The organism is Mycolicibacterium sp. lyk4-40-TYG-92 (assembly GCF_030209435.1).
Classification (GTDB): domain Bacteria; phylum Actinomycetota; class Actinomycetes; order Mycobacteriales; family Mycobacteriaceae; genus Mycobacterium.
The window spans coordinates 1-15134 of record NZ_JARVRX010000009.1 but is presented as its reverse complement, the minus strand read 5'-3'; the positions used below and the strand labels follow the sequence as shown (position 1 = coordinate 15134).

Here is a 15134-nt window from a genome sequence, read left to right as displayed (position 1 = left end):
CGGTCAGGCCAGCGAGTCAACCCAGGCGCGGTGCAGCGCCGCGTACCGCCCGTTCTGGGCAACGAGATCGTCGGGGGCACCGTCTTCCACGATGCGTCCGCCATCGAGCACCAGGACCCGGTCCGCGGACTGCACAGTCGAAAGTCGGTGCGCGATAACCAAAGCGGTCCGCCCGGCCAGCACGGTCGCCAGCGCACGCTGCACCAGCCGCTCGGTCGGGATGTCCAGCGACGACGTCGCCTCGTCGAGGATCAGCACCTTGGGGTCGGCCAGGAACGCGCGGGCGAACGCGACCAACTGGCGCTGCCCCGCGGACAAGCGTCCGCCCCGGTTGGCGACGTCGGTGTCGTAGCCGTCCGGCAGGTTGTCGATGAACCGCTCCGCGCCAACGGCTTCCGCGGCCGCGCGGATTTCGGCGTCGGTGGCGTCGGGCCGCCCGAACCGGATGTTGTCCGCGACGCTGCCGGCGAACATGAAGTTCTCCTGCGTCACCATCACGACGTGCTGGCGCAACTCGGTTTGGGCGATGGACCGCAGGTCGGTGCCGTCGAGGGTGACGGTGCCGGTCACCGGATCGTAGAAGCGCGCGATGAGCTTCGTGATGGTCGTCTTGCCCGCGCCGGTGGCACCGACGAGGGCGACGGTCTGCCCCGCGGGCACCGTCAGGTTGAGTTCGGGCAGCACCGGCCGATCCGGGGTATAGCCGAAGCTGACGCCCCGAAAAGCGATGTCCCCCTTGACGGTCGTCAGCTCGACGGGGTCGGTGGGGTCCATGATGGCCGGCCGCTGACCGAGCACCCCGGCCAGCTTCTCCAGCGCCGACGCCGCCGACTGGAAGCTGTTGAAGAACTGCGATATCTCCTGCATCGGCTCGAAGAACATGCGCAGGTACAACAGGAACGCGGTCAGCGTTCCGATCGTCATATGCCCGTGCAGCACCAGGTTTCCGCCGTACAGCAGCACCAGGGCGGTGGTGACGTTGCCGACGAGTTTGACCCCGGGCATGAACACCGCGAGCAGCGTCATGGTGCGTTCGTTGATGACGCGGTAGTCGTCGACGACGTCGTCGAAGATCTCCTGGTTGCGGGGCTCGCGCCGGTAGGCCTGCACAGCCTTGATGCCGGTCATGGTTTCGACGAACTGCACGATCACCAGCGCCGCGCGTTCCCGGACAGTGCGGTATGTCCTGGACGACTCGCGCCGGAACCAGGCGACCAGCAACACCAGGAGCGGGAAGGCGCCCAGACACATCAGCCCGAGCCGCACGTCGAGCGTGACAAGCAGGACGGCGGTGCCGCCAAGCGTGAGGATCGCGGTGATGAGGCTGTCGAAACCCGTCGACAGCATGGTCTGGATCGCCTCGATGTCGTTGGTGGACCGGCTCACCACGCGGCCCGAGGTGTAGCGGTCGTGGAAGGCGACGTCGAGACGCTGGAACTGCCGGTACACCCGGCGGCGCAGTTCGAGCAGCACCTTCTGCCCGATCCGGCCCGACCGGTTCAGGAAGAACAACCGGAAGGTGGCCTGCAGCACCACGACACCGGACAGGGCTGCGACGATCTGCAACAGTTCACGGGCCGGCCCGCCCTGCAGGATCGGCGGGATGCCGTGGTCGATGCCGCGCTGCACGAGCAGCGGAACAGACAGGCGCGCACCGTTTTCCACCACGACGACCAGGCCCAGCAGCAGGACCGCGACGCGGTACGGCTTGAGCAGCGAGCCCAACAAGGCGCGGGCCTCGCGCCGCCGCGACACGCTCTCGTCGATGGGCAGGTCCGCGGCCGACTCGACCGTCTGGCCGCGCCAGCTCTCGGTGCTCATCGCCTACGCACCTCTTCGGCTTCGTCGCTCTGCTCGAGATACAGCTGTTCGAGCCGCTCGCGCTCGGCGTCCTGCTCCCAATCGCAGGCGCGTTCGCAACCGTCGTCGAGCTCGTCGTCCGCGGACAGCAGATAGCGGTACTCGGGTGCCTCCGCCAGCAACTCGGCGTGGGTGCCGATCCGGGTGATGGTGCCGTCCTGCAGCAGCGCCACCCGATCCGCCAGCAGGACCGTCGACGCCCGGTGCGCCACCACGATGCCCGTCACCGACGTCAGCACCCGCCGGAGTGCGACGGTGACCTCCGCTTCGGTGTGCATGTCCAGGGCGGACAGGGTGTCATCGAGCACCAGCAGCGACGGCGCGGCGAGGATCGCGCGGGCCAGCGAAAGGCGTTGCCGCTGACCACCGGACAGGCTCATGCCCTGCTCGCCGATGCGGGTGTCCAGCCCGAACGGCAGGTCGTAGACGAACTGGGCGGCGGCGATGTCGATGGCCGCGCGAATCTCGTCGTCGGTGGCGGGATTGTCGGCGCCACGACCGAGGGCGAGGTTCTCGGCGACGGACATCGAGAACAGCGTCGGGTCTTCGAACGCGGTGGCCACGGCGGTCCGCAAGGCGGGCAGCGACAGCTCGCGGATGTCACGTCCGTCGAGCAGGATCGCGCCCTCGGTGACGTCGTACAACCGCGAGAACAAGGCGGCCAGAACCGATTTCCCGGAGCCGGTGGCGCCGACCAGCGCCAGCGTCTGCCCCGGTTCGACCGTCACCGACACGTGGCGTAGCGCCCAGTCGTCGGGTGCGGCGTCGGGGAACCGGAAGCCGACGTCGCGCAATTCGAGGTGACCACCGCGAGGCGCGGCGGTGACCGGGCCGTCGGTGATATCCACTGGCGCATCGAAGATCTCGGCGACGCGATCGGCAGCGGTCATGGACTCCTGCATCATCGACAGCAGGAAGCCCAGCGACGCGATGGGCCACACCAGCGACAGCATCATGGTGATGAACGCGACGAGCGTGCCCATGGTGACCAGTCCGTGGCCGGCGGCATACGCACCGAACCCGAGCACCAGGATCAGCGTCAGATTCGGAATGACTTCCAGCAGCGTCCAGAAGCGCGCCGATACCGCCACCTTGCCGACCTCGGCGTCGTACAGGGCCGTGGCGCGCTCGTCGAACCGCTGATAGACATAGTCCTCCCGGCCGAACGACTTGATCACGCGCAGGCCCAGAGCCGACTCCTCGACATGTGTTGCGACATGGCCGGATTGGTCCTGCGCCAGCCGGGACAGCCGGCTGAACTGCCGCTCGAACCGGAAGATCGTCACCGTCACCGGCAGCACCGACACCAGGACCACGACGCCCAGTGGCCAGTACATGGCCAGCAGGATGGCGGTCACCACGACGATCTGAATGGAGTTGAGCACCAGGAACAGCAGGCCGAACCCGAGGAATTGGCGAATGGTGCCAAGGTCGTTCATCACGCGCGACAGCAACTGACCGGACTGCCACTGACGGTGGAACGACATGGGCAGAATCTGCAGCCGGGCGTAGAGCTCCTTGCGGATGTCGGCCTCGACGCCCATGGTCGCCCGCGCCCCGAGCCAGCGCCGGATGAACCACAGCACCGCCTCCAGGAGGCCCAACGCGAGTGCAGCCGAACCCAGCACCCACAGGCCGTGCTGATCCTGGTGCCGCACCGGACCGTCGATCACGGCCTTCGTCATCAGCGGAATCGCGACCGTCACGCCCAGACCGGCGAATGCGGTGAACAGCATGGCGCCCCAGCGCCCGCGATAAGGGCCCAGGTACGGCAGCAGGCGCACGAGATCCGTCGACGCACGCCGGCGCCGCGGCACCGGGGCGATTGCCGGAGCCGGTTGCAGGGGCTGGGCTATATCTGACACAACAACTTCAATGCTCGCATGTACCACTGACAAAACCCGTGCGGGCGGGTTGACCCGCTCGGGTGGTCAGATGAAACCGAGGTACCCGACCACGCCGGCCGCGGCGACCACGATCAGCGGGTTGAGCTTGGTGCGCATGAAGATCACGGTGCATACGGCCGTGACGGTGTAGGCCCGCCAGTCGTGGTCGGCAGCGCGGCTCATGACGAGCGAGGCCGCCAGGATCAGGCCCACGGTCAGCGGGGCGAAACCCTTCTCGACGGCGCGGCGGAGTTTGGAGCGTTCGGCCTTCTGCCAGATCAGCGTGATGACGTAGACGAAACCCGCGGCCGGCACCACCATCGCCACCATCGAGACGACGCCACCGATGATCGCGCCGGGAATGCCGGCCTCTTTCAGACCGGCGCCGTAGCCGACCATCGACACGATGAGGATGCTCGGGCCCGGTGCGGTCTGCGAGATGGAGAACAGGTCGGCGAACTGGTTGTTCGTCAGCCAGTGCCTGCCGTTGACGGCGTTGATGTGCATTTCCGGCAACACCACGTTGCCGCCGCCGATCGACAGCAGCGACAGCATCCCGAACAGCCCGATGAGCTGGAGGTAAGTCGAGAACGCAGTGGTGCTCATGCCGTCGCGGTGTCACTTGCCGCGGCGCGGTCGCGCGGCCACGCCCAGATCAGGCTCAACGGCGCCAGGATCGCGAGCGTCCCCAGCAGCGGGAAGCGCAGCACGCCGTTGAGCACGAAGGCGCCGGCGAACAGCAGGACCGGCACGGCGCCCGTCAGGCACTTCTGGCCCGTCTTGAGCACCATCGTCAGCGTCAGGGCCACCGCGGCCGCCGACGCACCGTGCAGCACGCCCTTGACGGCGGGCACCTCCTTGAAACGGAAGTAGGCGAACGACAGCGCCAGCACGATGACCAAGGGCATGGCGCACAAGCCGAACACCGCGGCGGCGGCACCGGGGAAGCCGCGCATCTTGGTGCCGGCGAACACCGCCATGTTGACCTGGTTGGCACCGGGCAGGATGCGGCACATCGTGGTGGCCGAGAGGAACTCGGCGTCGCCGAGCCAGCCCTTCTCCACCACCAGCACCTCGCGCGACCAGGCCGACAGCCCACCGCCGAACGACGCCAGCGCGATGTGGTTGAACGTCAGGACCAACTCGAACAACGAAACCCGTTGGGCCGTCGAGTCGACCTGCTCACTCATGGACCAGCTCAGGGTCGTGCGGGAAGTCGTCTTCGTGGTGCTGCGATGCGTCGAGCGGATCCGGCGGCTCGTAGTGGTGCGAGGTCTCCCAGTCGGCGTCGAACACCTGGGTCAGCTGCGTGACCGCGTCCGGATCGTGGACCATGACACCCAGTTCGCGGCGCAGGTCGAAGGCGCTGCGGTCGATGTTCATCGAACCGACCAGAGCCTCGCGGTCGTCGACGATGACCAGCTTGGCGTGCACCCGCAGGTTCTTCTGCTTGCGCACCTTCGCCCCGAACCGGCGCAGGGTCCGCAGCGAGGCGAAGGTGTCGAGGATGTCCCAGTCGCTGATGCCGTGCTTTCCGCCGCACAGCACATGGACATTCACGCCACGGCCCACCGCCGCCGCGATGTGATCGAGGATGACGGCGTCGACGTACTTGGGGTGCTGGATGCGCAGGTGGTGTTCGGCGGTGTCGATGAATTTCGCCATGTGGTAACGCGAATTCGAGTTGCTCCACAACAGGCCGTGATACTGCGACGGCTCCCAATCGGTGTGCGACCAGTCGGCGTCGAACACCTCGACGATCTGCGCGACGTGCTCCGGGACGGTGGTGATGAAGCCGTAGTCGCGGGTGAGTGTGAAGTACTTCTCGCACAAGTTGAACGTGGCCACCAGCGCCGCCGTCTCGTCGACCACGATCGACTTCTCGTGCGTCACATAGAACGACGGATTGGACCACTGGACGTTCACGCCGGCATCCGAGAACTGTTCGAACGTCTCGTCATTGGCGCGGTCCCCGCCCGAACGGGCCGGGTTCAGCATCACCCGCACCGCGACGCCCGCCCGGTGCCGGTCGATCACCGCCGCCACGAGAGACGGCTCGGTGAACGTGAATTGTTTGATCAGCAACGACTTCTGCGCCGACGCGATGAAATCCCGCACCGGCTGTACGCCATCATCGGGCTGGACGATGACTCGCGGCGACACAGGCCCCATAAGCGCCGGATGCTAGCACCGAATAGGTGCTGCCAGACGTGCCTCCGTCAATAACAGTGAGCCATCGGGCAAGATGAGGCACATGGATAGCGGAAGCGCCTCCCCCCGCCTGCTCGTAGTCGACGACGACCCGGACGTGCTGGCCTCACTGGAGCGTGGCCTGCGGCTGTCCGGATTCGAGGTCTCGACCGCGGTCGACGGCGCCGAAGCCCTGCGCAGCGCCACCGAATTCCGGCCGGACGCCATCATTCTGGACATCAACATGCCGGTGCTCGACGGCGTCAGCGTCGTCACCGCGTTGCGCGCCATGGACAACGACGTGCCGGTCTGTGTGCTCTCGGCCCGCAGCTCGGTCGACGACCGGGTGGCGGGCTTGGAAGCCGGCGCCGACGACTACCTGGTCAAGCCGTTCGTGCTGGCCGAGCTGGTGGCGCGCGTCAAGGCGCTGCTGCGCCGCCGCGGCGCGACGGCGACGTTCTCGTCGGAGACCATCTCGGTCGGGCCGCTCGAAGTCGACATCCCGGGCCGGCGGGCGCGCGTCAACGGCGCCGACGTCGACCTCACCAAGCGCGAGTTCGACCTGCTGGCCGTGCTGGCCGAGCACAAGACCGCCGTGCTGTCCCGCGCCCAGCTGCTCGAGCTGGTGTGGGGCTATGACTTCGCCGCCGACACCAACGTCGTCGACGTGTTCATCGGCTACCTGCGCCGCAAGCTGGAGGCCAACGGTGCGCCGCGACTGTTGCACACGGTCCGCGGTGTGGGGTTCGTACTCAGGCAGCAGTAGGCAGCAGACGGTGAACGTGCTGGCGCGGGTCTTCCGTCGCACCCCGTCGCTGCAGTCGCGCGTCGCGTTCGCCACCGGTATCGCCGCGGCCATCGTGGTCGGGATCGTCGGCACCATCGTGTGGATCGGCATCACCAACGACCGCAAGGAGCGCCTGGACCGCCGCCTCGACGAGGCCGCCGGCTTCGCGATCCCGTTCCTGCCGCGCGGACTGGACGAGATTCCGCGGCCACCGCACGACGAGAACGTCGTCATCACGGCACGGCGGAGCGGCCAGGTCAGCTCGAACTCGAATGTCGTGCTGCCCGAGCTGCCGGTCGGCTACGCCGACACCGACGTCAACGGCGTCCGCTATCGGGTGCGCACGGTGCAGATCCACATGCCGGACCCGATGCTGGTGGCGGTCGGCGCCACGTACGACGCGACGATCATCGACACCAACAACCTGCATCGCCGGGTGATCGCGTTGTGCGCGTTCGCCATTGGTGCGGCTGCCGTCGCGGGCTGGGCGCTGGCCGCGTTGGCGGTGCGCCCGCTCAAACGACTGGCGCAGCAGACGCGCGATATCGATCCGGAGGGCCAGGACGGGCAGGCCCCACATATCGACGTCCGCGGCGCCACCGAGGCCGTCGACATCGCCGACGCGGTGAAAGGTCTGGTGGACCGCGTGTGGGAAGAGAAGGGCCGGACGAAGGCCGCGCTGGCCTCGGCCCGCGACTTCGCGGCGGTGTCGGCACACGAGCTGCGCACCCCGCTCACCGCGATGCGCACCAACGTCGAAATCCTGAGCACGCTCGATCTCCCCGATGAGCAGCGCAAGGAAGTGCTGAGCGACGTGGTGCGTACCCAGTCGCGCATCGAGACCACGCTGTGGGCGCTGGAGCGGCTGGCACAGGGCGAGCTGTCCACCGTCGATGACCATGTGCCCGTGGACATCACCGAGCTCCTGGACCGTGCCGCACACGACGCCATGCGCGTGTACCCGGACCTGGAGGTGTCGCTGGTACCGGCGCCGACCATCATCATCGTGGGACTGCCTGCCGGACTGCGGCTTTCGGTCGACAACGCCATCGCCAACGCCGTCAAGCACGGCGGAGCCTCGAAAGTTCAGCTGTCGGCGGTCAGTTCGCGCGCCGGGGTCGAGATCGCCGTCGACGACGACGGCTGCGGCGTCCCCGAAGAGGAACGGCTGAAGGTTTTCGGCCGGTTCAACCGGGGTTCCACGGCGTCGCACTCAGGCTCCGGCCTGGGCCTGGCGCTGGTGGCCCAGCAAGCCGAATTGCACGGCGGGACCGCGACATTGGAGACCAGTCCCCTCGGCGGGACGCGGCTGTTACTGCGCCTGCCCGGGCATCGCTAGCCCGGCGCCGCTCTCAGCGCAAGTGCGTTGCGGCAGCGAGAGCGGACTCGACATACCGGCCGAGTTCTTCTTTGGACACCGGGAACTCGCCACGCAGCCAGGCGGCGACGAGTTCGAGTGAACCGCTGGCGAACACGTATAGGGCAGGATCGGGGTAAGGGGTATCGGCGGCCGGCTGCCCCTTGGCGATTTCCGTCATCCTGGTCGTCACGACGGCCAGCCGCTGAATGGTTGATTGACGGGCCCGCTGGAGGACTTCGTGTGAATACGAGGCCAGCAGCAGCGGGCCGTTGAGACGGTCGGTCACCGCGAAGTCGACCGCGGCCTGCGCCGCGGCGTGCAGTTGCGCGGAGACGTCCGGCCCGGCGGCGCCCATGGCGGCGGTGACCAGGCTGATGCCGCGCTCGGTGCGGTCTCGGACGAGCTCGAGCAACAGAGCGTCGCTGTTGGCGAAACTCTCGTAGAAGTAGCGATCGTTCAGTTGAGCGCGCGCACATACCGCACGCTTTGAGACCGCACCCGGACCCGAATCCACCAGCAGCTCGTACGCCGCCTCCATGAAAGCCGCGCGCCGCTGCGCACGGCGCTGGGATGCGGCGACCCCGCGATACGGGCGGGCCTGTGGCGATGGCGGCAAGGTTCGGTGTGCTGTCTGTTGACTCGGACGATGACAAGGTGCACACTACGCGCAAGCCCATTTCTGGTGCCGGTATGCATCAGAAATTGCGAGAGGTAGCGACGAGCGCACCGGTGCGCTTGCGGACAGAGGAGTTGTAACCAATGACTGCAATGGAATCTGCGGATGTCAGACGACCGCTCGAATCCGCACATTTGTTAGCTGACTCTGATGCGCGCGCAGACTCCGTTGAGCCGTGGGTGCAGCCAGTCCCAGACTTGGTCGACCCACTGGGGCCGATGGGCACCCTTTTCGGCCAATGGGCGGGGTTGCCGGTCAACGGCGCGGCATTTCTGCTGCAGGCAATGCATCCCGTGATCGGTTCGGTTGTGGACAGGTACTCGGTGTACGACACCGACCCGATGGGGCGCGCCATCCGGTCATTCGATGCGGTGCAGCAATGGATCTTCGGCGGCAAGGCCGCCATCGAACACGGCTACTGGCTCCGGACGATGCATCAGCCCTTGCAGATGACCGGCCCCGACGGCCAGCACATCAGTGCGCTGCATCCACAGGCCTATGCCTGGGTCATCGCCACCTCATTCCCATCGACCGTGTGGAGTGCGCCGCTGATCCTCGGACGCAGATACACCGACGCCGAGGAGGACGCCCTCTACCGCGACATGCTCCGGGTCGCGCGGATCACGCAGGTGCCGAAAAACCAACTCCCGCAGAGCCGGACGGAGTTCTGGCCCTACTTCGACAAGATGGTCGACGAAGTGCTCGAGAACACCTACGTCGCCAACAACATCGTCCACAACCTCAGCAAGAACCCACCGCTGACCATCCCCCGTCAGGTGCCCAAGCGGCTCCGGCCCGCCATCAAGATGGTGACGAAGTCAGCGGTCGGCATCCCGGCGGAATTGTTGCGCCTGACGCTCATCGGGTGCCTCCCGGCGAACGTCCGGGAAAAGCTCGATGTGTCGTGGAGCCGGGCCGAGGAAGCTGAACTCCAGGCCGCCTTCCGGGTCTACCGCGGGGCGGTGAAGGCGCTGCCCGAACGAATCACCTACGCACCGCTGGCCTATCACGCGCGCAAACACCAGCGCATCGTCAACGCCATGCGCAAGCGCGAACTCACCGACTTCACCGCACACGACAAGCAGCAGCCCGCCGCACGGTGCCCGTTCTAGGTAAGCCGTCCCATCATCCGGCCAGAAGCACACGCAGACATCATTCGGAAGTTGACGATGACCATCACCAGTAACGACGAGGCCACCAGCTTGCTCGGCATGTACCGCGCGGCCCCGGAACACCCCGATGAGGTAGTGCTGCCGATCATCGGCTCGGTACCACAGGAATTGAGGGGCACCCTCTATCGCAATGGCCCGGCCGACTGGGAATCGGGCGGGTTCAACGGAGTACACCCGTTTGACGGCGACGGCCTGGTGGTCAAGTTCACCATCACCGGCGGGACGGTGAAGTTCCGGTCGCGGTACGTGGACACGCCCAAGCGCCGCAAAGAACTGCGCGGCGCCGGCGACCGCATTCGCGGTGTGTACACGCAGGCTCGGCGATTGCGCGACAACATCGGCCGCGGGCCGGCTGATGCCGCCAACACTCACGCTGTTGTCCACGCCGACCGGCTTCTCGCACTCAGTGACGCCGGCCGGCCCTGGCAGCTGGACCTCGACGACTTGTCGACCCTCGGTCCATGCACATTCAACGGCCAACTCCCCTCGCTTTCCCGCTTTTCACCGCATCCACGCATCGACCCGGTCACCGGAGAACTGTTCAACTTCGGGCTCGACGTCGGCCCATCGCTGGAGGGCCGCACCGTGGCATGCCTTCGATGCTTCCGGGTTGACCCGGCGGGCCGACTCAGCCAGCTCGCCGCGATCCCGCTCGAGCACATCTACATCCAGCACGACTTCGCCATCACCCCACAGTTTCTGGTGTTCGCGCTGGCGCCGATCACCGTCGACCCGGTGACCGCGGCGCTGGCCGCCCTGGGCAAGGGCGCCCTCGGCGACAGCGCGGACTACCGCCCGCAGCAGGGCATGAAGATCATCCTGGTTCCGCGCGCGGGCGGCGGCAAACCCCGCATCATCGAGTGCGATCCGTTCGTGTACATCCACGTCGACAACGCCTACGAGGACCGCGGCGACGTCGTCCTCGATCTGGTGCGCCACGAGTCCTTCGCCTTTCTCAGCCAGGCGGCCAAGCAGTTCCGCACGGAACCTCTTGCGGTGGCCGGTTGGCCCGCACGGCTTCGCGTCTCAGCCGGCGGATCAGTGGACCTTACCGACTACCCCAGTCCCGCAACCGAATTCCCCTCCCACGATGAACGTCGCACCGGTCGCGAGCACCGGTACACCTACCTGGCCTCAGCCGAAGAGGACGCTGCGGCCATCGTCAAACTGGACCGGCAGACCAACACCCAACGCCTGCACCACTTCTCGCAGGCGATGGCCCCGGGCGAGCCGATCTTCGTCCCCAAAGCGCACCACTCCGGGGAGGATGAGGGCTGGCTCCTGGTCGTCACCTACAACGCCGGCGAGCATCGCACCGAGTTGCACATCCTCGACGCCGCCGACATCGAAAACCCGCCCCTCGCAATAGCCGTCCTACCGAGTCATCATTTCCCGGGCTTTCACGGCAGCTTCACCGAGCGCATCACCGCGCCATAGGCGCGAACCGCTCAGCCGACGGTGATCTCGACCCGCCGGTTCTTCGCGCGGCCTTCCTCGGTGCTGTTGTCGGCGATGGGGTTGGCGGCGCCGGCGCCGCGGGCCGTCATCTTCGCCGCCAGCACGCCGTTCGAAACCAGGGCGGCGGCAACGGCTTTCGCCCGGGTGTCGCTCAGTTTGAGGTTGACGGCGTCGCTGCCCTGGTTGTCGGTGTAGCCGATCACGGTGACCGCACCGTTCGGGCAGCCCTTGATCTTGTCCGCGATCTGCCCCAGCAGCCGGCGGGATTCCCCCGTCATCTGCGAGCCGCCGGTGACGAAACTGATCGGGGTCCGCAGCAGCTCGGTGACGTCGGCCTGCACCTTGGCGCAAGGTCCACCGGCAGGCGAGGGAGCCGGCGCGGGTACGGGTGCGGGAGCCGACGAGGGCTCCTGCACGGGCGGTGCCACCGGACCACCCGGCGCCGGAATCTGAATGTTGTTGGCCAGCTTCGCCCCGGGGAACGACAGAGCCGCAGCGCTCTGCACCTCGCCGGCCACGTCGAGGTTGGGTGCCGTCCCCATCAGCGTGATGGTGGCGCCGTCGATGGACAGCCCGAAATCCGGGATCGTGTCGGCCGCGGAGAAGACGTTGCCGATGGCCGCCATGTCCGGGGTGCCGGCACCATCGACGACGGTCGTCTTGTCGGTGAGGGTGGCGTTCTGCCACTGCGCCTTCACCGCGGCGGCGAGTTCGGACTTCGACCGGGTGTTGGCGAGGCTGCCCGTCAGCGTGACGGTGTTGCCGTCGCGGGTCAGGGAGAACGGCGCGGAGGTCAGCTCGGGCTGTGCCTGTGTCGGTACCGCCGAGGCCGCGATCGAACTCGGTGCCTGGTGTTCGTCCGAGGTGCCGAACACCACCCAGCCGACGGCGGCGACGACGGCTGCCACGACGGCCACCACCGCTACCCTGCCGCGGGTGCCGAGTCGACGACGGCTGCCGGACGGCTCGATGTCGTCAGCTGTGTCCGGCATTGCAAAACCCTCCCTGAAACACGTACGAGCCTAGAGCCCGGCAGCTGTGGAGACGGCAGGTTGCCGCCGTGACACGCCACAACCGCCGGGCTCTAAGCCCGACAGAAAGTCGATCAGGTCAGCGGACGCCGACGAGGTCGATGACGAAGATCAGCGTCTTGCCGGACAGGCGGTGCCCGCCACCGGCGGGGCCGTAGGCCTGTGCGGGCGGGATGGTCAGCTTGCGCCGGCCGCCCACGCGCATCCCGGGGATGCCGTCCTGCCAGCCCTGGATCAGGCCGCGCAGGGGGAATTCGATGGTTTCGCCGCGGTTCCAGGAGGAGTCGAACTCCTCACCGGTGTCGTACTCGACGCCGACGTAGTGGACCGTGACGTTGCCGCCGGGTACCGCCTCGGCACCGTCGCCGACGATGACGTCCTCGATCACCAGCGAGTCAGGCGCCGGGCCGTCCGGGAATTCGATCTCAGGTTTGGTGTTAGCCACGGGGACCACCGTAGTCGGGCACCCGACGCGGGTGGACAGGAACCGCACCCCTAGTGGCGGCGCAGGCGGCCCAGCAGGTCACGGAGCGTGGCGAGCTCGTCGGCGTCCAACGTGGCAAAGACCGGCGGGGCCGGGTCGTCGAGCTGGTCGATGCCGCGCAGCACTGCGCCACCGGCATCCGTCAGGGACACCAGTTTGCAGCGCCGATTCTCCGGATCCGGTTGACGCACAACCAATCCACGCTCTTCCAGATCGTTGATCGCGACGGTGGTGGCCGGCGCGTCCATGCCGGTGGCGGCAGCGATCTCTTTGGCCGTCATAGCCTTGGCGTCGAGCCTGCGCAGAATCCGGGCACGGCTGAAGGGCAGTCCCGTCTGCTCGACCACCGCGCGTTTCCAGCTGTCACGGTTCTCGACCACGACGGCGGCCATGGTCTGCCAGACCTCGTCGGCCAACGAATCAGCGGACACCGGCCGGCTCCGGCTCATGCGATCCCTGGATCAGCGGGGCCAGCCGCTGCGCAGAGCGCAGCGCCCGCGGCGAGGTCGAGACGAATCCGAGCACGGCGACCGCCACGCCCACCCCGACACACATCCACCACAGCGGCCGGGCCTGCGTGGCGAAGTCGACGCCGCCACCGGCCAGGGCCGAGCCGGCGATCGAACCACACAGTGCCACACCGATACTCACCCCCACCTGCCGGCTGGTGGACGTCACAGCTGCCGCGGCACCGGCACGGTCCACCGGCATGCCGCTCACGGCGGCGTTGGTCACTGGCGCGTTCATCATCGCGAACCCTATGCCGTACACCGCGAAAATGATGACCACTCGCCACATGGGCGTCGTCGCGGTCAACGTCGTCAGCATCAGCGCAGCCGAGGCCATCAGGACGCCGGCGGCCATCAGTGACGGCCGGGCGCCGTAGCGCCCGACGATTCGTCCGGACAACGGTGAAAAGACCAGGGCGCCAATGGCAATGGGCAGATAGATGATGCCGGTGTGCATCGCCGAGTAGTGCCGCTCGTTCTGCAGGTAGAACGACATCATGAACAGGAACGCGCCCCAGGCGGTCAGCGCCATCACGGCCGTGACGGTGGCGCCTGCGAACGGGATGCTGCGGAAGAAGCGCAGATCGATGAACGGGTCGTGGCGCCGGCGCTCATAGCGCAGGAAGGCCACGAGAGCGATGGCGGCCAGTACTGCGATGGTCACCGTGCGGGGGCTGGTCCAGCCCATGCCCGGCCCCTCGATGAGGGTGAAGACCAGGCTGAAGAGAAACAGCACCGCGAGCCCCTGGCCGACCGGGTCGACGTCGCGCATGGTGCCCGACTTGCTCTCGGGCACGAAGATCGCCGTCAGCACGATGGCGGCCAGACAGATCGGCAGGTTGATCCAGAACACCGACCGCCACCCGACGGCGTGGATCAGCAGGCCACCGACGGTCGGGCCCAGCGCCATCGAGATGCCGACGACCGCACCCCAGAAGCCGAGCGCCCGCGCCCGCTCGACGCGGTCGGTGAAGACCTGCGAAATAATCGACAGCGCAACAGGATTCAGCATCGAGCCGCCGATCCCCTGGACCAGGCGGGCAGCGATCAGCGCTTCCGCTGTCGGCGCGAGGCTGCACAGCAGGGACCCGCACGCGAAGATCGTCAGGCCGATCTGGAACACCCGCCGACGGCCGAACCGGTCCCCGGCGGCGCCCGAGAGCATCAGCAGCGAGGCCAGCACCAGCGTGTAGACGTCGACGACCCACTGCATCTGGGCGGCGCTCGCGCCGAGGTCGCGGCGGATCGACGGGATGGCGACATTCACGATGGTGGAGTCCATCGACACGATCAGCAGACTCAGGCAGCAGGAGATCAGGATGATCGTCTTGCGCCGCGAGTCGAGCGCGCCGATGGTTGTATTCACACAACCATTGTGAAACTACAAACGTTGTCGTGGCAACGTCGGGTCGGGGTGACATTCGCGACATGTACAGGAACCGGCCGGTCACCGCCGGCGAACGGCCCCGAAGTGCACGCAAAAGGCGGCGTGTCGCGGTACAGACACGGCCGCTCGCGGGAAGTGGCAACCAGCCTGGCTCGCGGGAAGTGGCATCCAGCGTGGCTCGCGGGGAGTGGCGACCAGCGTGTCTCGGCTCAGGGAAAAACAAACAAGGCCCCTGCGCGACGTGCGCGAGGGGCCCTGTTCGAACAAGCTCTAGTGAGCGGGGTAGTCCCGCTCGGTGTAGCCGGTGTAGATCTGGCGCGGCCGGCCGATCTTG

General features: G+C 67.3%; 14 protein-coding genes. 4 read left to right on the top strand and 10 right to left on the bottom strand.

Annotated features, from left to right (window positions below; genetic code table 11):
- Positions 1 to 3: 3 nt before the first annotated feature.
- The 5 genes from QRN63_RS14615 to QRN63_RS14595 form a co-directional block, all read right to left on the bottom strand.
- Complete coding sequence (locus QRN63_RS14615; protein ID WP_285031457.1) at positions 4 to 1821, bottom strand: ABC transporter ATP-binding protein; 1818 nt, start codon at positions 1819 to 1821, stop codon at positions 4 to 6.
- The gene (locus QRN63_RS14610) at positions 1818 to 3716 is read right to left on the bottom strand and encodes an ABC transporter ATP-binding protein (RefSeq protein WP_267316630.1); all 1899 of its coding nucleotides are present in this window, start codon (positions 3714 to 3716) and stop codon (positions 1818 to 1820) included. Before QRN63_RS14610 ends, QRN63_RS14615 begins: the two co-directional genes overlap by 4 nt.
- A gap of 75 nt (positions 3717 to 3791) precedes the next feature.
- Entirely contained in the window at positions 3792 to 4352 is a 561-nt protein-coding gene (locus QRN63_RS14605; RefSeq protein ID WP_267315751.1) for a chromate transporter, read from the bottom strand.
- The gene (locus tag QRN63_RS14600; RefSeq protein ID WP_267315752.1) at positions 4349 to 4936 is read right to left on the bottom strand and encodes a chromate transporter; all 588 of its coding nucleotides are present in this window, start codon (positions 4934 to 4936) and stop codon (positions 4349 to 4351) included. Before QRN63_RS14600 ends, QRN63_RS14605 begins: the two co-directional genes overlap by 4 nt.
- The gene (locus QRN63_RS14595; RefSeq protein ID WP_267315753.1) at positions 4929 to 5918 is read right to left on the bottom strand and encodes a phospholipase D-like domain-containing protein; all 990 of its coding nucleotides are present in this window, start codon (positions 5916 to 5918) and stop codon (positions 4929 to 4931) included. Before QRN63_RS14595 ends, QRN63_RS14600 begins: the two co-directional genes overlap by 8 nt.
- Before the next feature lie 82 nt (positions 5919 to 6000).
- Here QRN63_RS14595 and QRN63_RS14590 point away from each other — a divergent pair, with 82 nt between their 5' ends.
- Positions 6001 to 6702 carry a response regulator transcription factor gene (locus QRN63_RS14590; protein WP_020098913.1) on the top strand — a complete coding sequence of 234 codons (702 nt, stop codon included), beginning with the start codon at positions 6001 to 6003 and terminating at the stop codon, positions 6700 to 6702.
- A gap of 10 nt (positions 6703 to 6712) precedes the next feature.
- Positions 6713 to 8062 (top strand): sensor histidine kinase, encoded by a 1350-nt coding sequence (locus tag QRN63_RS14585; RefSeq protein ID WP_285031456.1) that lies wholly within the window; start codon positions 6713 to 6715, stop codon positions 8060 to 8062.
- Positions 8063 to 8075: 13 nt separating this feature from the next.
- Here QRN63_RS14585 and QRN63_RS14580 read toward each other — a convergent pair whose 3' ends face one another.
- Complete coding sequence (locus tag QRN63_RS14580) at positions 8076 to 8699, bottom strand: TetR/AcrR family transcriptional regulator (protein WP_285031455.1); 624 nt, start codon at positions 8697 to 8699, stop codon at positions 8076 to 8078.
- A 278-nt stretch (positions 8700 to 8977) separates the two neighbouring features.
- Between QRN63_RS14580 and QRN63_RS14575 the strand changes: the two genes are divergently transcribed.
- Positions 8978 to 9871 (top strand): oxygenase MpaB family protein, encoded by an 894-nt coding sequence (locus tag QRN63_RS14575; protein WP_285031454.1) that lies wholly within the window; start codon positions 8978 to 8980, stop codon positions 9869 to 9871.
- Positions 9872 to 9928: 57 nt separating this feature from the next.
- A complete protein-coding gene (locus QRN63_RS14570; protein WP_285031453.1) occupies positions 9929 to 11368 on the top strand; it encodes a carotenoid oxygenase family protein in 1440 nt (479 codons plus the stop codon).
- 11 nt (positions 11369 to 11379) lie between these two features.
- On the opposite strand, the gene arfA is transcribed toward QRN63_RS14570, so the two are convergent.
- The 4 genes from arfA to QRN63_RS14550 all read right to left on the bottom strand — a co-directional run bounded on the left by arfA (position 11380) and on the right by QRN63_RS14550 (position 14779).
- Positions 11380 to 12381: a channel-forming protein ArfA/OmpATb gene (gene arfA / locus QRN63_RS14565; RefSeq protein WP_285031452.1), complete on the bottom strand. Its 1002-nt coding sequence runs from the start codon at positions 12379 to 12381 to the stop codon at positions 11380 to 11382.
- A gap of 118 nt (positions 12382 to 12499) precedes the next feature.
- The gene (locus QRN63_RS14560) at positions 12500 to 12865 is read right to left on the bottom strand and encodes an FKBP-type peptidyl-prolyl cis-trans isomerase (RefSeq protein WP_061005607.1); all 366 of its coding nucleotides are present in this window, start codon (positions 12863 to 12865) and stop codon (positions 12500 to 12502) included.
- A 50-nt stretch (positions 12866 to 12915) separates the two neighbouring features.
- Positions 12916 to 13353: a MarR family winged helix-turn-helix transcriptional regulator gene (locus QRN63_RS14555; protein WP_502888134.1), complete on the bottom strand. Its 438-nt coding sequence runs from the start codon at positions 13351 to 13353 to the stop codon at positions 12916 to 12918.
- Positions 13325 to 14779: an MFS transporter gene (locus QRN63_RS14550; RefSeq protein WP_285031450.1), complete on the bottom strand. Its 1455-nt coding sequence runs from the start codon at positions 14777 to 14779 to the stop codon at positions 13325 to 13327. Before QRN63_RS14550 ends, QRN63_RS14555 begins: the two co-directional genes overlap by 29 nt.
- Positions 14780 to 15134: the final 355 nt, after the last annotated feature.

Coding starts and splice junctions, on each gene's coding strand:
- QRN63_RS14615 (WP_285031457.1), bottom strand. CDS start 1,821: ATGAGCACCGAGAGCTGGCGCGGCCAGACGGTCGAGTCGGCCGCGGAC.
- QRN63_RS14555 (WP_502888134.1), bottom strand. CDS start 13,353: ATGAGCCGGAGCCGGCCGGTGTCCGCTGATTCGTTGGCCGACGAGGTC.
- QRN63_RS14600 (WP_267315752.1), bottom strand. CDS start 4,936: ATGAGTGAGCAGGTCGACTCGACGGCCCAACGGGTTTCGTTGTTCGAG.
- QRN63_RS14595 (WP_267315753.1), bottom strand. CDS start 5,918: ATGGGGCCTGTGTCGCCGCGAGTCATCGTCCAGCCCGATGATGGCGTA.
- QRN63_RS14605 (WP_267315751.1), bottom strand. CDS start 4,352: ATGAGCACCACTGCGTTCTCGACTTACCTCCAGCTCATCGGGCTGTTC.
- arfA (WP_285031452.1), bottom strand. CDS start 12,381: ATGCCGGACACAGCTGACGACATCGAGCCGTCCGGCAGCCGTCGTCGA.
- QRN63_RS14570 (WP_285031453.1), top strand. CDS start 9,929: ATGACCATCACCAGTAACGACGAGGCCACCAGCTTGCTCGGCATGTAC.
- QRN63_RS14575 (WP_285031454.1), top strand. CDS start 8,978: ATGGGCACCCTTTTCGGCCAATGGGCGGGGTTGCCGGTCAACGGCGCG.
- QRN63_RS14590 (WP_020098913.1), top strand. CDS start 6,001: ATGGATAGCGGAAGCGCCTCCCCCCGCCTGCTCGTAGTCGACGACGAC.